We start from the raw sequence: 17,709 nt of genomic DNA, 5'->3' as shown, positions 1-17,709 counted from the left end.
GGATGGATCAAACACCTCACAGAAAGGCCGGGAGGCCGTGCGATGCGCGCCGCGTGCTGGTGCTGCAGGGCGGCGGCGCGCTCGGGGCATATCAGGCCGGGGCCTATCAGGCCCTGTGCCATCATGATTTCGAGCCGCAATGGCTCGCCGGAATCTCGATCGGCGCCATCAATGCGGCGATCATCGCCGGCAATCCGCGCGAGCAGCGCGTCGACAAGCTGAAGCAATTCTGGGAGATGGCGTCCTCGCCGGTGCCGTGGCAGCCGTTGCTGCACGACGATCATGTGCACTCGCTGTTCAACGAGGCCTCGGCGGCGATGATCGCCACCTTCGGCGTCCCCGGATTCTTCACGCCGCGGTTTCCGCCGACGCATCTGCTGCCGTCGGGCAAGCCGTCTAATCTGAGCTATTACGACACCGCGCCGCTGCGTTCGACGCTGGAGCGACTGGTCGACTTCGACCGCCTCAACCACAACGGCATCCGTCTCAGCGTCGGTGCGGTCAATATCGTCACCGGCAACTTCGTGTATTTCGATACCACCAGGCAGACCATCGGCCCCGAGCACATCATGGCGTCGGCCGCGCTGCCGCCGGGGTTTCCAGCGATCGAGATCGACGGCGAGTATTACTGGGACGGCGGCGTCGCTTCGAATACGCCGCTGGATTACGTGCTCGACTGTGAGCAGCGCGAGAATTTGCTGATCTTTCAGGTGGATCTTTTCAGCTCGCGCGGCCGTCTGCCGGAGACGCTGCTGGAGGCTGCCGAGCGCGAGAAGGACATTCGCTATTCCAGCCGCACCCGGCTGAATACCGACAAGAACAAGATGATCCACAATGCCCGCACGGCGCTGCGGGACTTGATCGACCGGCTGCCTGCGGAATTGCGCGACGATCCGGCCTACGCCATCCTGCACCAGGCGGCGCAGGAGAATGCCGTCACGGTTGTGCATCTGATTTACCGTAAACGGGACTACGAGGCGTCGTCGAAGGACTACGATTTCTCCCGGCTGAACATGACCGAGCACTGGAAGGCCGGCGAGCAGGACGTCTATGTCTCGATGCGCGACCAGAGCTGGCAACGCGCGCCGCAGGACGGCGAGACCATGGTGACCTGGGACCTCACCCGGGATGCATTCGAATAAGCGGCCTGTTCTGCGCCGCTCTCTCAACCCCGCGAACAGGAGCGGATGATGACGAATCTGACAGGCAAAACCGCGGTCGTGACCGGCTCGACCTCGGGCATCGGGCTCAGCTATGCGCGCGCCTTCGCCAAGGCCGGCGCCAACGTCGTGATCAACGGCATGGGCGAAGCGGACGCGATCGAGAAGGAGCGCAAGGCGATCGAGAGCGAATTCGCCGTGAAGGCGGTGTATTCCCCGGCCGACATGCTGAAGCCCGCCGAGATCGCCGAGATGATCAAGCTCGGCGAAACCACCTTCGGCTCGGTCGACATTCTGGTCAACAATGCCGGCATCCAGTTCGTCTCGCCGATCGAGGATTTTCCGATCGAGAAGTGGGACGCGATCATCGGCATCAATCTGTCGTCGGCGTTTCACGGCATCCGCGCCGCGGTGCCGGGGATGAAGAAACGCGGCTGGGGCCGCATCATCAACACCGCCTCGGCGCACTCGCTGGTCGCGTCGCCGTTCAAATCGGCCTACGTGGCCGCCAAGCACGGCATCGCCGGCCTGACCAAGACCGTGGCGCTGGAGCTGGCCACCCACAAGATCACCTGCAACTGCATCTCGCCCGGCTACGTCTGGACGCCGCTCGTCGAAAAGCAGATCCCCGACACCATGAAGGCGCGTGGCCTCAGCAAGGAGCAGGTGATCAACGACGTGCTGCTCGCCGCTCAGCCGACCAAGCAGTTCGTCACGCCAGAGCAGGTCGCGGCACTTGCGGTCTACCTCTGCGGCGACGACGCCAGCCAGATCACCGGCGCCAACCTGTCGATGGACGGCGGCTGGACTGCGGCGTAAGGCGCACCAACAGCCGACGTCATCCTCCGCGAATGCGGAGGATCCAGTATGCAGAGCATTTCGTCTCTGGGGTACTTGGTTGTCCGTCCAAGCCGGGCGACGACGTGGTCGATGAGTAGGGCGCCTAATCGCTCTGCCGCATCGGCGCTCGCGCCGTGTGACGGATGTGCAGGATCTCGATCTTGGAGTCTCGCACGCGATAGAAGACCCGAAATGGATAGCGCACCACGGCTGCCGATCGAATGTCGGGACGTTGTGTGACCTTGGGCGCCGAATTGGGAGCCGATGCGATCCGAGCGATCACGTTCTCGATCCGCGCGCCGATCGATCGGGCAACTCTCGGGCTTGCGTGCTGGCCGTAATAGGCGGAGATCTGGTCGAGGTCGGCGAGAGCCTGCCGGGAGTAGACGACCTTCATCGCCCAAACTTAGCGAACGCAGCTCTAATTTCGTCGTCCGTGGCCTGTTCGCCTGCGTCGAGAGCAGCAACCGCAGCATCGATGATCAGCAGTTCTTCGGCGCTGGCGTGATAGCGGTCTGCTTGAAGCTCGCTTTCGATCTCGCGAGCTACCGCAGCCAGCTCCTCCCGCGCCGCTTCCGGCCAGGATTCCGCCCGCTTGATCAGATCCTCGAGGTTGTCCGCGCTCATTCTGAAACTATAGCACGAGACGGTGAGACGGTCAGTAGAGTCCAGACCGCTTGATCTAGCCTTTGCTGCCGAACGCCAGCACATGCAGGCCGAGGCGTTTGCGGACGATCCAGAACAGCAGCACGGTCTCGAAGGTCAGCGCCGCGGAGGTCGCGGCGGCGGCGCCGTAGCCGCCGAAACGGGGGACCAGGATCAGGCACAACGCCAGATTGACCGCGAACGCCAGCGCATAGGCGAGGGCGCAGATCTGCTGGTGGCCGAGCATGTTGAGCAGGCGCTCGACCGGACCGATCGCGGCGCGGACGACGAGGCCGATCGCGGCGACGAACATGATGCCGTAGCCGGTGGTGAACTGCGGTCCGAACAGCCACAGCAGCGGTTTGCCGAGCGCCAGCAGCGCCAGCGTCGCCGCCAGCGACGGCCAGAACGTCCATTGAATCGCATGGCGGACATAGGCGGCGAGCCTCACATTGTCGCCGGCTACGCTATATTCGGTAAAGCGGTGCGCGGTACTCGCCGACATCGCGTAGTGAATGAACGACACCAGCGCCAGCGTTTTGACCACCGCGTAGTAGATGCCGACCTCTTCCGGCGTGCTGAACTGCTGCAGCACCAGAACGTCGGTGTAGGACAGCAGCAGATAGAAACTCTCCACCAGCAGAATCGGCAGCGAGGTGGCGAGCCAGCCGCGGACGTCGTAGGCGCGCGGGCCGGCCGGGACGTGGCCGGCGAGTCGGCGATTGAGCGCGACCATCTGGCCGAGCATGGCGATCCAGACCGCCGCACAGCTCGCCGCCATCGCCGCGACCGCGCCGAGTTCGAAGCCGAGCACGAACAGGCCGGCCGTGAAACCGATGATCAACGCCTGCCGGATGATGAATTGCGGCATCAGCCCGAGCCGCATCCAGTCGTGCGACCGGGCAATGCCATCCTGGGTGTTGGCGACCACGAAGGCCGGCAGCGTCAGGCAGCCGAGATACAGCGGCACCACGGTGGCGTCGCCGATCAGCGGCGACAGCGCCCAGACCAGCAGCGCGAGCAGCAGCGATGCGACGCTGGAAGCTGCCAGCGTGCCCCAGCGGCTGCCGGACAGAAAGCCGCGCAACCGGTCGAGCTCGCCGCGCGCGCGATATTCTGGAATGATCTTCTGCGCGGAGGCCGAAATGCCGAAGTCCAGCATCGAGCCGAGCAGCAGCACCCAGGTCCAGACGTAGACATAGATGCCGTAGTCCGACCCGCCCATCCAGCGTGCCAGCAGGATCTGCGCTCCGTAGGCGAGGCCAGCGCTGATGACACGAATGAGGAAAATGGTACCGGCGAGCCGGTTGGTGAGCGAGGCTTCGTTCGAGCCGCCGAACAGAGCGATCAGGCGCGCCTTCAGCGCCGCCAGGGGCGTTGCTGGTGGAGAGTCCATGACGGCCAAAGCGCTTCCCCGAACCGGCCGTGTCGGGCACGACGCGGCAACGGCTTGATCTAGCAACCGGATCTTAAGAATCGGTTGGGTGAGGCCGGGCTTGCTTGTCGGAGACGAGACGGTCGGTTTCGGTTTTGGAACTCAGTCCCGCGCACCGCGTTAAGGGTCATGGCCAGCCCCGCAAATTGCAGCGGCGCCTGTGCCGCCAGAACAGCCTGGCCAAGCCCTCACATGCGGACGTCCCCCGATGCCGAAATGGCCGATGCCGAAGTTATCGCGAAGGGATGTCGGACGCCTCGCTGGGGCAGGCGCGGCCGCGGTCATCATCGCGGCTGTTCTCAGCGTGGTGATGGTCAGCGGCTTTGGATGGCCGGTCTCGTCCGTGAGGGTTTGGGCGCTGAACGTCGCCAGTCTGGTCGTTGCATTTCTTCTTGTCGCAGGTGTGGGCCGTCGCCAGAACGATAAGAGGTGAAGCCCGGACGGACGATTTGTTCTTGTCAGGTAAAATACTACAACCTGAGTTGGTAGTACGTCGAAGGATCGATCGGATGATCGTGACGCCTGCCGTTGATTATCTGTAATGGGGTGGGTTGGCCGCTCGTCTGGCGAACTAACTATTAAGACCTACCTCGTAGCTTTGCGTTGCGGGACCAGGGCGTTGATCAGTGTCCGCGCAGATCGCCTTCAGTCGCAGAGCCGGATTTCGCCGTGACCTCTTCCGTCAAACCCACGGGCGTTGAAGTGTTCTTCGACGCCGACGACATCATCGTGTCCAAGACCGACCTGAAGGGGCGGATCACCTACGCCAATCGGGTGTTCATCGACATTTGCGGATACAGTGAGGCCGAACTGCTCGGTCAGCCGCATTCGATCGTGCGGCATCCCGACATGCCGCGTTGTGTGTTCAAGCTTCTGTGGGACACCCTTGCCGAAGGGCGCGAGATTTTCGCCTACGTCAAGAACATGACAAAGGACGGCGATCATTACTGGGTGTTCGCCCACGTCACGCCGTCGTTCGATCCTGCCGGGACCGTGATCGGCTATCACTCCAATCGCCGCGTTCCGGAGCGCCGGGTCGTCGCCGCACTGGAGCCGGTCTATGCCGAGCTGCTGGCGCAGGAAGCACGGCACCGCAACGGCAAGGACTCGCTGGCGGCCGGCCATCATCACCTGATCGATTTCGTCAAGTCGAAGAACATTTCCTATGATCAACTCGTCTTCTCTCTTTAGGGCTGGTCTCTGCCTCGCCGCCTGCGTGGCCGGGACGCTGGCTGCGGCGGCGGGCGTTGTGCTCGCCGTACCGCTGCTGCTGCTGATCGGCTTCGGCGTATCGCTGCTCGGCGCCGCTGGCGTCGCGGCGATGCTGCTGCGGCTGGATCGCATGCTGACCCAGATCGACGAGGTCTGCGGCCGCGTCGCCGACGGCGACTTCGAGGCCCGGCTGGTCGGGCGTCGCGATCACGGGCGTCTGCTCGACCTGCAGCATCGTTTCAACGACATGATCGATCGCTGCGACGCGTTCGTGCGCGAATCCAGCGCCGCGATGGCGGCGATCCGCGACGACAAATACTATCGTCACATCTTGCCGCAGGGGCTGCGCGGCTCGCTGCTGATCGCCAGCCGCACCATCAACGAGGCGATGCAGGTGATCGAGACCAGGGTCGCGGCGTTCAACGCCAACACCGCAGAGTTCGAGACTGCGATCGGTACGGTGATCGATGCCGTCGGCGCCGCGTCCAGCAATATGGGCGAGACCGCTGGCAGCCTCAGCCGCGGCGTCAGCGTAACGCGCGAACGCACCATGGCGGTCTCGGCGGCCAGCGAACAGGCCTCCAACAATATGGAGACGGTGGCGGCCGCCACCGCCGAGTTGACCGCCTCCGCCAATGGGATCCTGGGCGGCGTCAATCGCTCGGCGGAGATCGCGAAGGCCGCGGTGGCGGCCTCCGATCACGCTCGCGACACGGTCGGCAGCCTGTCGACCGCTACCGAGCGGATCGGCGCGATCGTGCAGTTGATCGAAGAAATCGCGTCCCAGACCAATCTGTTGGCGCTCAACGCCACGATCGAAGCGGCCCGCGCCGGCGAGGCGGGGCGGGGGTTCTCGGTGGTGGCGCAGGAAGTGAAGTCGCTCGCCGAACAGACCGCCAATGCCACGCGCGACATCTCGCGCAGCATCGCCGAAGTGCAGGAGACCACCCGCGCTGCGGTCGATGCGATTTCCGGGATCGGCCGTTCGATCGGGGAAGTCGACGACATCACGCATCAGGTCTCGCTCGCGGTCGAAGCGCAGACGGCGGCGACCGAAGAAGTCGCGCGCAACGTCGAACAGGCGTTCGCCGGCATTCGCGACATCTCGGGGAACATCCATAGCGTCGGCAGCAACATCAGTGACACCGAACAGCACGCCGAGGTGACGCTGTCGGCATCCGGCACGCTGGCGCAGCAGGCTCGTTCACTCGGCGATGCGGTGCGCGACTTCCTGCGCACGCTTCATCGCGACGGCGCGGAGGCCCGCGAGGCCGCGTGAGCGGCTGTGGCCGAACGAATTGTGCCGCATACCTTAATGCAAGTTCATGTAGATGAACTCGCTCGTCAGCGCCCGTTCAGATGCGACCTCCTAGATTCCGGATCGATCAATGGTTCTCGGTCCGAAGGAGGTTGTTCGATGAGACTGAAACTCGCCATTGCTGCCGCTGCCACTCTGGGCGCGGCCGCGTTCGCTCCCGGCATTGCGTCTGCGGCGATGCCGAATGGTCTTCCCGGCACCGCGCAAGTCGCCGGCGGCGCAGCCGCCCAGGTCGACCAGGTTCGCTACGTCTGTAATGAATGGGGCCGGTGCTGGTGGCGGCCGAACTACTACGGCGCTTACGGCTACTATGGTCCGCGGTTCTACGGCCCGCGCTATTACGGTCCGCGTTATTACGGACCGCGGCCGTATTGGCGGCATCATGGTTGGCGCCGCTGGTGAGCGGACGACGCCTCATTTTCAAACTGAAGAACTCGTTTTCCAACTGAAGAAGGGGCGGCCTGCGCAGCGAGGCCGCCCCTTCGCATTTGGGTCGAGCAGCGCTTTCTCGTCGCCACTTCTTCGCGCCGAAGGTCGCCGGGGCTTCGTTGAAAACGTAGCGAGCAACGGCATCGCCTGCGGCGCATGGTTCGAGACGGCGCTTCGCGCCTCCTCACCATGAGGTTGTACCTTGTTGTGAGCACTCCGAAGCACGCTCTCGATTCTATCAAAAACAGAATCGCTCGAAGCGACGGTCGTGCGGCTGTGGATCGATCGTGGGCGCGCGGTCAGTCGCGCGCTTCGCAAACGTCGACCCATTCGGCGCCGACCAGTTCGGCCATCCGTTGCGGCGCGATCCGCGCCGCGCTGTGGGTCGAGCCGGCGGCCGGAACCACGAGGTCGAATTGTCGCAGGGACACGTCGCAATAGATCGGCAGCGGCTCCTTCAACCCGAACGGACAGACGCCCCCGACCTCGTGGCCGGTGAGATCGGCAACTTCGTGAACGCCGAGCATCTTCGGCTTGCCGCCGAGCAGCGCCTTGGCCTTCTTGTTGTCGAGCCGCGTCGTGCCGCTGGTGACGATCAGGACCACGCGCTCGCCGACGCGTAGCGACAGCGTCTTGGCGATCTGTTCCGGCGGCACGCCGTAGGCTTCGGCGGCGAGCGGCACGGTGGCCGAGCTCATCGTCGATTCTTCCACGGCGATATCGGGGGCGTGTTGGGCGAACCAGGCGCGAACGGATTCCAGACTCATGCGGCTCCTCGGGGCCGGCGCTCGGTGCCGGCAACTGAGCAGCCGATATGCCGCAAAGCCTGCGACGGCGCAAACTCAGCGGCTCGCCACGATCTCCGCCAGCGCCGTCAGCGATCCGATGCGATGGTCCGGTTCGAACCCGAGCACGTCCATCTGGGTACGCAGCGCCTTGAACAGCGTTTGCGGCGGCAGGGGCCCGGGCCGCTGTAGTTCGCGCGCCATCGCGTCGCGGCTGACGCGCTCGATCCAGGCCACGTTGAAGCCGAACGCTTTGGCGCCGGCGACGTCCCACGGGTTGGATGACACGAACAGCATCTCGCGCGGCGCCACGCCGAGCCGCGCTTCGGCCAGCGCGTAGGCGCGCGGGTGCGGCTTGAACACCTTGGCGGCATCGACACTGATCACGTCGTCGAGCACGCGATCGAGTCCCGTGTTGCGGACGAGATCGCCGAGCATATCGGGGCTGCCGTTGGACAGGATCGCGCGCTTGCAGGGCGCGAGCGCATCCAGCGCCGACAGCGCTTCGGGATAGAGCGCAAGATCGAGATATTTGGCGAAGATCCGCTCGAACGCGCCGCCGCCCGCTTCGATGCCGAGGCAGTCGAGCGTGTAGGCGAGCGAATCCCGGGTGACGACCGCGAAGTCCTCGTAAGTCCCCATCTGCGAGCGCAGCCACGTATATTCGAGCTGCTTGATGCGCCAAAGCTGCGTGATCAGATCGCCGCGGCCGGGAAACTCGGCCTCGGTCACCGCCGCGACCGACTGAATGTCGTACAGCGTGCCATAGGCATCGAACACGACGGCGGCGATGGGCATGGGTGGCAACTCTCGATTTGTTTCGGTGAAGAAGCCTTTCCTTCGTCATTGCGAGGAGCGAAGCGACGAAGCAATCCAGCGGCTCAGTGCACGACGCTCCTGGATTGCTTCGCTTCGCTCGCAATGACGAAGGTTGAGGTCCTAGATCCCCAAGAGCTTGCGGGCGTTGTGCTTCAGCACTTTCGGCCGGACCTCGTCGCGGATCTCGAGCTTGGCGAAGTCCGACAGCCAGCGGTCCGGGGTGATCACCGGCCAGTCAGAGCCGAACAGCATCTTGTCCTGCAGAATGGTGTTGATGTAGCGCACAAGGATCGGCGGGAAGTACTTCGGCGACCAGCCCGACAGGTCGATATAGACGTTGGGCTTGTGGGTCGCGACCGACAGCGCCTCTTCCTGCCAGGGGAAGGACGGGTGCGCCAGGATGATCTTCATGTCCGGGAAATCGGCCGCGACGTCGTCCATGTACATAGGGTTGGAGTATTTCAGCCGCATCCCCATGCCGCCCGGCATGCCGGAGCCGACGCCGGTCTGGCCGGTGTGGAACAGCGCGATCGCGCCGCCTTCCTGGATCGCCTCGTACAGCGGGTAGGCGAGCCGGTCGTTGGGATAGAAGCCCTGCATCGTCGGGTGGAATTTGAAGCCCTTGATGCCGTAGTCGGCGATCAGCCGCCGCGCTTCGCGGACGCCGAGCTTGCCCTTGTGCGGATCGATCGAGGCGAACGGAATCAGCACGTCGGAATTCTGCCGCGTCAGTTCGATCATCTCGTCGTTGTTGTAACGGCGGAAGCCGGTTTCGCGCTCGGCGTCCACCGGGAAGATCACCGCGGCGATCTTCTTGGCGCGATAATACGCAGCGGTCTCGGGCACTGTCGGCGGATGCTTGTTGGGCGAGCCGAAATACTCGGCCATCCGAGCCTGGAAGTCGTCGTAGCCGTCGTCGGCGTGGCAGCCGCACGGCTCCTCGGCGTGGGTGTGGATGTCGATGGCGACGAGGTCGTCGGGATTCAGCATCGGGCGTTTCCTTCGGGCGTTGCTCGCCTTCTTGGCGGCATAGAATTGATTATGGTGTATAATTATTTTGTGGAGCTGTGAAGCGGCTCGGCCAACAGGATTCCGCCCCACGCCGGCGTGCGATCGCCTCGGTTCCTGGTTTTCCGCAAGCGATCCGCCGGTTCCGGCAGCCGATCGATTGACACGCCGGGACTCGCTGGATAGATAAACACCGTCCCGGGCGGGCTCCCCGCCAGCGGGCTGTTCTCATTTTGCATTCGGCCAATTGTCACGGCCTTTCAAACAGTCAGGGTAGACCCATGAAGGTCCGTAACTCGCTGAAGTCGCTGCTCGCCCGTCACCGCGAAAACCGTCTGGTTCGCCGCAAGGGCCGGCTCTACGTCATCAACAAGACCCAGCGCCGTTTCAAGGCCCGCCAGGGCTGATTGCGCCGGGCCGCTTGCGGCTCGCGCCTTCGATTTCACGCCGCTGTGACGTGCGCGCTGCTTTGCAGCGCGCTTTGTCGTGTCTAGACTGCACCGATGGCGTTCGTCCTCCGACATTCGGGTATGGCCCCGTGCCTGCTGGCTCTCGCCGCGTTGCTGCTGGGAACGCCTCATGATGCGTGGGCCCAGGCACCCGATGGGCCCAAGCATCCGCTGGAGAAGCCGCTCGCCCAGCCGCCGGCGCCACCGGAGAAGCTGCCCCGGGTGCCGACCGATCGCACCAAGGGGCTCGATTTCCTGTTCGGAGCGCTGAAGGCCGCGCCGGATGAAGCCAGCGCCAAACACGTCGAAGGGCGGATCTGGGCGCTGTGGAGCCAGACCAGCAGCGACACTACGGCGCTGCTGATGGCGCGCTCGAAAGTGGCGATGGACGCCAAGCAGTATGACGTCGCGCTGAAGCTGCTCGATGCCGTGCTCGAGCTGAAGCCGGATTATGTCGAAGGCTGGAACCGGCGCGCAACGATCTACTATCTGCAGAACGAGTACATGCGCTCGCTCGAAGACATCGAGCAGGTGCTGGCGCGTGAGCCGCGCCACTTCGGCGCGCTCGCCGGGCTCGGTATGATCATGCAGGAACTCGGCGACGACAAACGCGCGCTCGATGCGTTCCGCCAGGCGCTTGCGCTCAATCCTCACCTCGACAAGGTGCCGGACCTCGTCAAGACGCTGTCCGAGAAGGTCGAAGGCCGCGACATCTGAGGCGCTTCTGCGTCCATCGCGCTTTGAATTCGGCTGAACCACCCCACATCCAAGGTCCACCTCAAGGCCGTCGCTCGCTCGGGTGATGGCGGTCGGTCATCGACATCAATCAGGGAGATCCCAATGAGCACGACATCCGGCTCGGCGAAATGGCAGGGCGGCATCAAGGATGGCAAGGGCGCGATCTCGACCAAGAGCGGTGCGCTGTCGGATTATCCCTACGGCTTCTCCAGCCGGTTCGAAGGCAAGCCGGGCTCCAATCCCGAGGAGCTGATCGGCGCGGCGCACGCAGCCTGCTTCACCATGGCGCTGTCGCTGATCCTCGGCGAAGCCAAGCTCACCGCCGAGCAGATGGAAACCAAGGCCGACGTCACGCTGGAGAAGCAGGGAGACGGCTTCGCCATCACCGCAATTCACCTGACGCTCACCGCCAAGATCCCCGGCGCCGACGACGCCACCTTCCAGGACTGCGCCGCCAAGGCCAAAGCCGGCTGCCCGGTCTCGAAGCTGCTCAACACCAAGATCACGCTGGATGCGAAGCTGGTGAGCTGAGCGCCAATTCCCCTGTCATTCCGGGGCGCTCACGAAGTGAGCGAACCCGGAATCCAGAGTTGTCGCCCCTCAGGCCAGACCATCTCGAGGTTCCGGATTCGCGCTTCGCGCGCCCCGGAACGACAAGGCTAGCGAACTTTGACAATCGGACAAAAATGTCCGATGCTGGTCCGGTCGAGGTCTCGGCATGGACAAGCGTGATCGGTTCATCGCGGAGTTGCGCGAAGAGGCCCAGGCTCGCGGGCTGCGCTTTCGCGTCGACTATCGCAAGGGCAAAGGCGGTCACGCGATGGTGTTCGTCGGCGATCGCCTGACGACATTGCCGAGTCGTGAGATCGATCCCAAGACCGCGAGGAAGATACGAAAACATCTGGGTCTTGCAGACTAATCGGCCGACGGTGGCCACCGAATGAGGATTTGCCGATGAAAACCTACGCCTACGCGGCAGATTTCGAGCCGGGCGATCGGCGCGGCGTCGTCGTGGTGAGTTTTCCCGATGTACCCGAGGCGATCACTCAGGGTGACGATATGGCTGACGCCCGCGCGCAGGCGGAGGAAGCTCTTGGTCTGGCGCTTCTGAGCTATCCGCAGCGCGGTCTTCCGCTGCCGAAAGCGAAGACCAAGACCAAGGGGCTTATCATGATTGCAGTTGCCCCCGAGGTCGCTGCGAAACTGGCAGTCCTGGAAGCCTTCGCGGAGGCCGGTATCAACAAAAGCGAATTGGCTCGCCGGATGGGCAAAGACGAGAAGGAGGTTCGCCGAATCCTCGATCCACGGCACCCGACCAAGTTGCCGGCGATGGTTGAAGCGTTACGTGCGCTCGGCAAGCGGCTGGTCATCGGAGTCGAAGAGGCGGCCTGATCCGCCGCATTTACGTCTCTGCTCAACACGGGCGACCAGACCCGACGCTCAGCCTCTCGTTTGTCATTCCGGGGCGCTCACGAAGTGAGCGAGCCCGGAATCCATATGCCCTGTGCAAGCTGTCAAGCACTGGGCGATGGGGATTAGCTAGCGCAACAACTCACTCGGTGATTATGGATTCCGGACTCCCGCTACGCGCGCCCCGGAAGCACGACCGTGAGGTTGAACGAGGGAGGGCTTGCCTCTCCGCGCCGCCTCACACGTCCGCGTCGCTCGGTCCGACATAGGCGATGCGGACCATGTTGGTGGCGCCGGGGGTGCCGAGCGGGACGCCGGCGACGATGATGACGCGCTGCCCGGACTTGGCGAAGCCGTCGCGGAACGCGATGCGGCCAGCGCGGTCGACCATGTCGTCCTGATCCTTGGCGTCTTCGGCGACGACGCAATGCACGCCCCACACCGCCGACAGCTTGCGGCCGGTGCTGATGCTGGGGGTGATCGCCACCACCGGCACCTTCGGACGTTCGCGTGCGACGCGCAGCGCGGTCGAGCCCGACGATGTCCAGCAGATGATCGCCGACAGGTCGAGCGTTTCGGCGATCTGCCGCGCCGCGCCGGCGATGGCGTCGCCGGCGGTCGCTTCCGGATCGGGGCGCTGTGCCGTTACCACGGTACGATAGGTGACGTCGCGCTCAACTTCTTCGCCGATGCGGTTCATCGTCGACACCGCTTCGACCGGATATTTGCCGGCGGCAGATTCAGCCGACAGCATGATCGCGTCGGCACCTTCATAGACCGCGGTCGCCACGTCGGAGACTTCGGCGCGGGTCGGCACCGGGCTGGTGATCATCGATTCCAGCATCTGGGTCGCGACCACCACCGGCTTGCCGGCGCGCCGCGCCATGCGGGTCATCTGCTTTTGGAGCGATGGCACCCGCTCCAGCGGCATCTCGACGCCGAGGTCGCCGCGCGCCACCATCAGCGCGTCGGAGACGTCGAGGATGTCCTGCAGCCGGTCGATTGCCTGCGGCTTCTCGATCTTGGCCATCACGGCGGCGCGGCCGCGGATCATCCGCTTGGCCTCGACGACGTCTTCGGCCCGCTGCACGAAGCTCAACGCCACCCAGTCGATGCCGGTTTCGCATGCGGCTTCGAGGTCGGCGCGATCCTTGTTGGTCATTGCCGACATCGGCAGGTCGGTGTCGGGCAGGCTGACGCCCTTGCGGTCGCTCATCTTGCCGCCGATCACCACGCGGGTCACCGCGCGGTCGCCCTCGGTCTCTTCGCAGATCAGCCGCACCTTGCCGTCGTCCAGCAGCAGCGCGTCACCGACCTTCAGCGCGGCGAGGATTTCCGGATGCGGCAGATGCACACGCGTTGCGTCGCCCGGCTCCTTGATCGAGTCGAGCACGAAGTTCGAGCCGTTGTTGAGCTGAATCGGGCCGTTGGCGAACGACCCCAGCCGCAGCTTCGGTCCCTGCAGGTCGACCAGGATGCCGATCGGCCGGCCGTAGCTGCTTTCGACGTTACGGATGGTCTTCACCAACTCCCGCATCTTGTCGTGCGGGGTGTGGCTCATGTTGATCCGGAACACGTCGGCACCGGCCTCGAACAGCTTGCGGATCATCGTGCTGTCGGAGGAGGCGGGGCCGAGCGTGGCGAGGATCTTGATCCGGCGCAGGCGTCTCATGGCTTGGTCCCGGCCTCGCCTGGCGTGCCAGGCGTGGCGGGGGCGGTGCGGCCCGGCGTCGGCGGGATGCCCGGCAGTCCGGTCCCTGGCGCCCCGGGCATTCCCGGCAGCTTTTGCATGTTCTGTTCGTTGCTTTCAGTCAGTTGCACGGTCCAGGCCCGCTGCTCGCCGGTGTCGACCTCGAAGAAGCCGGTGCGGTCGAACCCGCGCGCCAGGCAGTTCTCGGTCCCCTTGATGGTGAATTCCTTGTCGCGCGAGCACATGAACGCCTGGCCGGACCATTCCCCGCCGCGGTCGTAGTCGAGCGCGTAGATGTAGTAGTAGCGGGCGACCAACGCGCCGCGCAGCAGCGTCTCGCAGCTCCGCGACGACACGTTCCACCAGCCTTCGGTGGTCCAGCCGTCGACGTCCTTGTAGCCCAGCGCAATTCCCACCCGGCTCGAGGTGTTGTTGCACAGCCGGAAGTCGGCCGAGGCCGGAGCGCTGCCGCACAGCAGCGCGCCGACGGCCAGCGCCGCGGTCACGGCTGCGGCGGGGCGGGCCCAGATCTGCCGGAAGGGAAGGGAATCTATGATGATCATGCAGCCAAGCTATACCAATTTGCTGATGATTTCGCGTGACAGAGGCGGCCTGTCAACGGCCGCGCCTCCCGCCGAGCCTTCTGGACCGGAGCCACGGCGCGGCGGAGTCGGCTGTAGCCTCCAGATGTGGCAAAATCTCAGCCCGTCCCCATTTGGGGAGCACCACAAGCTCAGCATAAGGTGATCGCATGGACGACAGCACCCGGACAGAACTGGAAGCGGCGGCGTTTCGCCGTCTGGTGGCGCATCTGCGCGAGCGCACCGACGTTCAGAACATCGATCTGATGAATCTCGCCGGGTTCTGTCGCAACTGCCTGTCGAACTGGCTGAAGGACGCCGCCGACGCACAGGGCGTGGAAATGAGTCGGGACGAGAGCCGCGAGGCGGTCTACGGCATGCCTTACGAGACCTGGAAGGCGAAGTACCAGAGCGTGGCCACCGCGGACCAGGTCGAGGCGTTCAAGAAATCTCACCCGCACAGTCACTGACGCGGCGCGTCCACGCCGCCCATCAAGGCGCAAATTCGGCGGCGGCGATTTCCGCTGTGGGTCGCTGTGGATCGGCGTGATGCCCCTTGACGGGAGCCGCCGCGGCGAAGAGTGTCCGGCGCAGATGCGGCGCGCGAGGCGACCGCCCCGCCGCTTTTTCCAATCATTATCTGCCAGGAGTGCACGATGGCCACCTCCGCTGCCGCCGTCCAGGACGATCCCGCGACCAATTTTGCCAAGGACCAGCTCCGGGCGATCATCGAGCGGATCGAGCGTCTCGAGGAAGAAAAGAAGACGATCTCCGACGACATCCGCGACGTCTATGCGGAGGCCAAGGGCAACGGCTTCGACGTCAAGGCGCTGCGCACCATCGTCCGCATGCGCAAGCAGGACGCCAATGAGCGCGCCGAGCAGGAGACCATCCTGGAAACCTATATGCAGGCGCTCGGGATGCTCTGAGGCCGGCGTCGGTCGGAGTCTGGACCGGACCGTCGCGATCCGCGCGACGATCCGGCAAGGCATCGCTCAACGGCAAGACATCGCCCAAAACGAAAAATGCCCGGGACGAACCCGGGCATTTTTTTATGGACACGATCGGATCGAGGCGCAGCGGTCAGCGCGATGCCTGGTCCGGGAACGACGTGGTGGTCAGCGTCGCCACCGCCGTGCCGCTGAAGGCATCGGCATAGAGGCCCGGCTGCGGGTCGTCGGCAAAGCCCATCGCCAGCGTGGCGTCCGGTTTGGCGAAATAGCCGGTCAGCAGCGTCATGTCGGTGTCGCCGATCACCGTTGCGGCGGTGCGGATCGCTCGCGGCATCAGGATCATCGCGCGAATCCAGACGTCGTTGTCCCGGCTGCCGGCGGCGGCGAGCCGCGCTGAATTCGCCACGACCGTCTTGCCCTGTTCGGACTTGCCGATCACGGTGTCGATCTTGTCCGACACTGCCGCATGGCGCTGCGGATGAGGGCGGAAGCTGTGCGGGATCGGCGCGCTGGCAGTGACCACCCGCGGGTGCCGGCTTCGCGCATGCTGCGAGCTGTTGTCCTGGACCGACGGGGCGTAGGCCAGCGCATTCATTGCCACCTCGTCCGATTTATCAGCGGCGGCCAACGCCTCGCGCGCGCTGACGGCGGCGACCTGCGGTCGCTTCGCCTGCTCGGAGGCCAGCGGGAAATCGTCCCAGAAGCCGCGGGCATTGATGATGTCGGCCGGTGTCTGCAGTTTCGGCTCGGCCGATTTGGCGTTGGCCGATTTTGCTTCCGCCTGGACGGCCTTGGCCGGACGCGGCGCCGGCAGCACTACGTCGCTGGCGGAGGCGAGCTGGATCGCGGCGGCGGGCTTGGCGCGCGGCACCGGCACCGGATCGCTGCTGCCGGCATCGGCAGTCTTGACGCCGGCGGCTGCCGCGACGGCATCAGCAGCGGCGACCTTGATGTCGGCCATCGGCTTGGCGCCGGAGGAGGGCTTGGCGGCTGCCTGTTCGTCTTCGTCGTCTCGCGACTTGCCGCCGAACAGCGCTGCCAGGAAATTGGTCTTGGCCGGCGCGGCACTGCTGCCGTCGCGGCGGTTCTCGATATCGGCCAGAGCCAGCTCGTAGCCGCGCAGCGGCTTGCCGTTGGACGGGATGTGCACCGTGCGTCCGTCCGGGAACACGCGGGCGAGCTGGTCGGCGGTCATCCGGGGCCAGTGCCGGATTCCGCCGGTATCGAGATGCACGAACGGCGAGCCAGAGGTCGGATAGAACCCGACGCCGCCGCGCTGCAGCCGCAGGCCGGCGAAACGGATCCGCTCGAGCGCGACGCCCGGAATGAAGAAGTCCATCGCATGCCCCAGCGTGTGCTGGCTGTGGCGCGCCACCCCGGAGGAGCGGCGGCGAAGCATGGCGTTGGTGGAGGGGGAGCGGTAGGCGGAAATAATCTGGATCGGCTGCTTGGCGTCGACGTCCCGGTAGACTTCCCACAGGATGTCGAACAACCGGCGATCCATCACGGTCTGGTCCTGGGATCGCCAGTCGCGCAGGAAATGGTTGAGCTGCTTCAGCGCGTCTTCGTCGTAGCGGCCGCTGCGTTTGAAGGTGACGGTGAGGTTTTCGCCCGAATGGGTGTGGTGGAACGACAGGGTCCGGGTATCGCCGACCGCGGACGCGTCATGGACCGAACCGGCCCCGGCCAGGAGCAACGCCGTCGTCAATACGGCGCCGTAACCGGCTCTTGGCATCGACAGTGATTTCAGACGGCGCGAAATTGCAGCCAGCACGAACGCAGCCCCACCTATGGTCGACCAACAAACCCTTGCCCGCGAACCCCAAGCCTGCGTGGCAGGGTAAACGCGCCGTTCACCGAAGTTAGCGATCCGGAAACGGCGCCCGTGACCCCAAGTCGATTGTCAACCCTAACCCTCTGACTATGGCGAAATCGAGCCCGGTGCCCCAATCTAGATGGAGGATGGTTAATCTAAGTTAACGACAAAAAGGGCCCGCCTCGCGGCGAGCCCTTGAAGATCTCTCGCTAGCTGTGCGCGCCCGGAAGACGCGAAAGCTGCTCAGCGGGTGTAGACCCGGCGCTGATTGCGCGCAGCCGGCTGCTGCGGCCGGGGCTGCGGTCCGCCGAACAGGTTCTCGAGGAACGAGAACGGGCTCGACGACGCTCCCGACGAGCCGGTGTAGTCGCCGGCGACGCTCACGCCATCGGGCAGACGGGTGGGGCGGGTGTAGTTCGGC

Annotated in this window: 21 protein-coding genes; 12 read left to right on the top strand and 9 right to left on the bottom strand. The window is 64.8% G+C overall.

Annotated elements, in window-relative coordinates; all coding sequences use genetic code 11:
* Positions 1-2 precede the first annotated feature (2 nt).
* Together DY468_RS09370 and DY468_RS09365 are read left to right on the top strand one after the other, a co-directional pair.
* Positions 3-1,142 carry a DUF3734 domain-containing protein gene (locus tag DY468_RS09370; protein WP_164604542.1) on the top strand — a complete coding sequence of 380 codons (1,140 nt, stop codon included), beginning with the start codon at positions 3-5 and terminating at the stop codon, positions 1,140-1,142.
* 48 nt (positions 1,143-1,190) lie between these two features.
* Positions 1,191-1,979 (top strand): 3-hydroxybutyrate dehydrogenase, encoded by a 789-nt coding sequence (locus DY468_RS09365; RefSeq protein ID WP_164604540.1) that lies wholly within the window; start codon positions 1,191-1,193, stop codon positions 1,977-1,979.
* Between the two features lie 124 nt (positions 1,980-2,103).
* On the opposite strand, the gene DY468_RS09360 is transcribed toward DY468_RS09365, so the two are convergent.
* From DY468_RS09360 to DY468_RS09350, 3 genes are read right to left on the bottom strand one after another with little or no spacing between them, the layout of a single operon-like run.
* A complete protein-coding gene (locus tag DY468_RS09360; RefSeq protein WP_164604538.1) occupies positions 2,104-2,397 on the bottom strand; it encodes a type II toxin-antitoxin system RelE/ParE family toxin in 294 nt (97 codons plus the stop codon).
* A complete protein-coding gene (locus DY468_RS09355) occupies positions 2,394-2,627 on the bottom strand; it encodes a hypothetical protein (protein WP_164604537.1) in 234 nt (77 codons plus the stop codon). Before DY468_RS09355 ends, DY468_RS09360 begins: the two co-directional genes overlap by 4 nt.
* A gap of 55 nt (positions 2,628-2,682) precedes the next feature.
* Positions 2,683-4,041, bottom strand: coding sequence for a lipopolysaccharide biosynthesis protein (locus DY468_RS09350; RefSeq protein WP_164604535.1), 1,359 nt, complete (start codon positions 4,039-4,041; stop codon positions 2,683-2,685).
* A 708-nt stretch (positions 4,042-4,749) separates the two neighbouring features.
* Here DY468_RS09350 and DY468_RS09345 point away from each other — a divergent pair.
* From DY468_RS09345 to DY468_RS09335, 3 genes are all read left to right on the top strand, one after another.
* Positions 4,750-5,271, top strand: a complete 522-nt coding sequence (locus DY468_RS09345; RefSeq protein WP_164604533.1) for a PAS domain-containing protein — start codon at positions 4,750-4,752, stop codon at positions 5,269-5,271.
* Positions 5,246-6,571, top strand: coding sequence for a methyl-accepting chemotaxis protein (locus tag DY468_RS09340; protein WP_164604531.1), 1,326 nt, complete (start codon positions 5,246-5,248; stop codon positions 6,569-6,571). The genes DY468_RS09345 and DY468_RS09340 overlap by 26 nt, the downstream gene beginning before the upstream one ends.
* Before the next feature lie 138 nt (positions 6,572-6,709).
* The gene (locus DY468_RS09335; protein WP_164604528.1) at positions 6,710-7,012 is read left to right on the top strand and encodes a hypothetical protein; all 303 of its coding nucleotides are present in this window, start codon (positions 6,710-6,712) and stop codon (positions 7,010-7,012) included.
* 326 nt (positions 7,013-7,338) lie between these two features.
* Here the strand turns inward: DY468_RS09335 and DY468_RS09330 are convergent, their stop codons facing one another.
* The 3 genes from DY468_RS09330 to DY468_RS09320 form a co-directional block, all read right to left on the bottom strand.
* Entirely contained in the window at positions 7,339-7,806 is a 468-nt protein-coding gene (locus DY468_RS09330; RefSeq protein ID WP_164604526.1) for a YbaK/EbsC family protein, read from the bottom strand.
* A gap of 75 nt (positions 7,807-7,881) precedes the next feature.
* Entirely contained in the window at positions 7,882-8,622 is a 741-nt protein-coding gene (locus tag DY468_RS09325; RefSeq protein WP_013504067.1) for a haloacid dehalogenase type II, read from the bottom strand.
* A 141-nt stretch (positions 8,623-8,763) separates the two neighbouring features.
* Positions 8,764-9,633, bottom strand: coding sequence for an amidohydrolase family protein (locus tag DY468_RS09320; RefSeq protein WP_164604524.1), 870 nt, complete (start codon positions 9,631-9,633; stop codon positions 8,764-8,766).
* Between the two features lie 299 nt (positions 9,634-9,932).
* On the opposite strand from DY468_RS09320, the gene ykgO reads away from it, so the two are divergent.
* The 5 genes from ykgO (at position 9,933) to DY468_RS09295 (ending at position 12,230) form a co-directional block, all read left to right on the top strand.
* Positions 9,933-10,058, top strand: a complete 126-nt coding sequence (gene ykgO, locus DY468_RS09315; RefSeq protein WP_013504065.1) for a type B 50S ribosomal protein L36 — start codon at positions 9,933-9,935, stop codon at positions 10,056-10,058.
* 96 nt (positions 10,059-10,154) lie between these two features.
* Positions 10,155-10,817 (top strand): tetratricopeptide repeat protein, encoded by a 663-nt coding sequence (locus tag DY468_RS09310; protein WP_164604522.1) that lies wholly within the window; start codon positions 10,155-10,157, stop codon positions 10,815-10,817.
* 123 nt (positions 10,818-10,940) lie between these two features.
* Entirely contained in the window at positions 10,941-11,369 is a 429-nt protein-coding gene (locus DY468_RS09305) for an OsmC family protein (protein WP_164604521.1), read from the top strand.
* A 187-nt stretch (positions 11,370-11,556) separates the two neighbouring features.
* Positions 11,557-11,757, top strand: a complete 201-nt coding sequence (locus DY468_RS09300; RefSeq protein WP_164604519.1) for a hypothetical protein — start codon at positions 11,557-11,559, stop codon at positions 11,755-11,757.
* A gap of 35 nt (positions 11,758-11,792) precedes the next feature.
* Complete coding sequence (locus tag DY468_RS09295) at positions 11,793-12,230, top strand: type II toxin-antitoxin system HicB family antitoxin (RefSeq protein ID WP_164604518.1); 438 nt, start codon at positions 11,793-11,795, stop codon at positions 12,228-12,230.
* Between the two features lie 256 nt (positions 12,231-12,486).
* On the opposite strand, the gene pyk is transcribed toward DY468_RS09295, so the two are convergent.
* Positions 12,487-13,920 (bottom strand): pyruvate kinase, encoded by a 1,434-nt coding sequence (pyk, locus tag DY468_RS09290; RefSeq protein ID WP_164604516.1) that lies wholly within the window; start codon positions 13,918-13,920, stop codon positions 12,487-12,489.
* Positions 13,917-14,501, bottom strand: coding sequence for a DUF1036 domain-containing protein (locus tag DY468_RS09285; protein WP_164604514.1), 585 nt, complete (start codon positions 14,499-14,501; stop codon positions 13,917-13,919). Before DY468_RS09285 ends, pyk begins: the two co-directional genes overlap by 4 nt.
* Positions 14,502-14,689: 188 nt before the next feature.
* On the opposite strand from DY468_RS09285, the gene DY468_RS09280 reads away from it, so the two are divergent.
* Both DY468_RS09280 and DY468_RS09275 read left to right on the top strand, forming a co-directional pair.
* Positions 14,690-14,989 (top strand): DUF1244 domain-containing protein, encoded by a 300-nt coding sequence (locus tag DY468_RS09280; protein ID WP_164604512.1) that lies wholly within the window; start codon positions 14,690-14,692, stop codon positions 14,987-14,989.
* A gap of 186 nt (positions 14,990-15,175) precedes the next feature.
* Positions 15,176-15,448: a DUF2312 domain-containing protein gene (locus DY468_RS09275; protein ID WP_013504056.1), complete on the top strand. Its 273-nt coding sequence runs from the start codon at positions 15,176-15,178 to the stop codon at positions 15,446-15,448.
* A gap of 154 nt (positions 15,449-15,602) precedes the next feature.
* Here DY468_RS09275 and DY468_RS09270 read toward each other — a convergent pair whose 3' ends face one another.
* A complete protein-coding gene (locus tag DY468_RS09270) occupies positions 15,603-17,207 on the bottom strand; it encodes a peptidoglycan L,D-endopeptidase MepK (RefSeq protein ID WP_164604510.1) in 1,605 nt (534 codons plus the stop codon).
* Positions 17,208-17,709 lie beyond the last annotated feature (502 nt).

It is taken from the genome of Rhodopseudomonas sp. BR0M22, assembly GCF_010907035.1.
In the GTDB taxonomy this organism is placed as follows: Bacteria; Pseudomonadota; Alphaproteobacteria; order Rhizobiales; family Xanthobacteraceae; genus Rhodopseudomonas.
Note: the sequence above shows the minus strand (reverse complement) of the source record. Positions and strands in the feature narration are given on the sequence as shown.

What these genes read in the sequence shown, in the direction of transcription:
- DY468_RS09355 (WP_164604537.1), bottom strand. Translation starts at nt 2,627, where the DNA reads ATGAGCGCGGACAACCTCGAGGATCTGATCAAGCGGGCGGAATCCTGG.
- DY468_RS09295 (WP_164604518.1), top strand. Translation starts at nt 11,793, where the DNA reads ATGAAAACCTACGCCTACGCGGCAGATTTCGAGCCGGGCGATCGGCGC.
- DY468_RS09300 (WP_164604519.1), top strand. Translation starts at nt 11,557, where the DNA reads ATGGACAAGCGTGATCGGTTCATCGCGGAGTTGCGCGAAGAGGCCCAG.
- pyk (WP_164604516.1), bottom strand. Translation starts at nt 13,920, where the DNA reads ATGAGACGCCTGCGCCGGATCAAGATCCTCGCCACGCTCGGCCCCGCC.
- ykgO (WP_013504065.1), top strand. Translation starts at nt 9,933, where the DNA reads ATGAAGGTCCGTAACTCGCTGAAGTCGCTGCTCGCCCGTCACCGCGAA.
- DY468_RS09310 (WP_164604522.1), top strand. Translation starts at nt 10,155, where the DNA reads ATGGCGTTCGTCCTCCGACATTCGGGTATGGCCCCGTGCCTGCTGGCT.
- DY468_RS09320 (WP_164604524.1), bottom strand. Translation starts at nt 9,633, where the DNA reads ATGCTGAATCCCGACGACCTCGTCGCCATCGACATCCACACCCACGCC.
- DY468_RS09275 (WP_013504056.1), top strand. Translation starts at nt 15,176, where the DNA reads ATGGCCACCTCCGCTGCCGCCGTCCAGGACGATCCCGCGACCAATTTT.
- DY468_RS09270 (WP_164604510.1), bottom strand. Translation starts at nt 17,207, where the DNA reads ATGCCAAGAGCCGGTTACGGCGCCGTATTGACGACGGCGTTGCTCCTG.
- DY468_RS09360 (WP_164604538.1), bottom strand. Translation starts at nt 2,397, where the DNA reads ATGAAGGTCGTCTACTCCCGGCAGGCTCTCGCCGACCTCGACCAGATC.
- DY468_RS09285 (WP_164604514.1), bottom strand. Translation starts at nt 14,501, where the DNA reads ATGATCATCATAGATTCCCTTCCCTTCCGGCAGATCTGGGCCCGCCCC.
- DY468_RS09370 (WP_164604542.1), top strand. Translation starts at nt 3, where the DNA reads ATGGATCAAACACCTCACAGAAAGGCCGGGAGGCCGTGCGATGCGCGC.
- DY468_RS09305 (WP_164604521.1), top strand. Translation starts at nt 10,941, where the DNA reads ATGAGCACGACATCCGGCTCGGCGAAATGGCAGGGCGGCATCAAGGAT.
- DY468_RS09280 (WP_164604512.1), top strand. Translation starts at nt 14,690, where the DNA reads ATGGACGACAGCACCCGGACAGAACTGGAAGCGGCGGCGTTTCGCCGT.
- DY468_RS09325 (WP_013504067.1), bottom strand. Translation starts at nt 8,622, where the DNA reads ATGCCCATCGCCGCCGTCGTGTTCGATGCCTATGGCACGCTGTACGAC.
- DY468_RS09335 (WP_164604528.1), top strand. Translation starts at nt 6,710, where the DNA reads ATGAGACTGAAACTCGCCATTGCTGCCGCTGCCACTCTGGGCGCGGCC.
- DY468_RS09330 (WP_164604526.1), bottom strand. Translation starts at nt 7,806, where the DNA reads ATGAGTCTGGAATCCGTTCGCGCCTGGTTCGCCCAACACGCCCCCGAT.
- DY468_RS09350 (WP_164604535.1), bottom strand. Translation starts at nt 4,041, where the DNA reads ATGGACTCTCCACCAGCAACGCCCCTGGCGGCGCTGAAGGCGCGCCTG.
- DY468_RS09340 (WP_164604531.1), top strand. Translation starts at nt 5,246, where the DNA reads ATGATCAACTCGTCTTCTCTCTTTAGGGCTGGTCTCTGCCTCGCCGCC.
- DY468_RS09365 (WP_164604540.1), top strand. Translation starts at nt 1,191, where the DNA reads ATGACGAATCTGACAGGCAAAACCGCGGTCGTGACCGGCTCGACCTCG.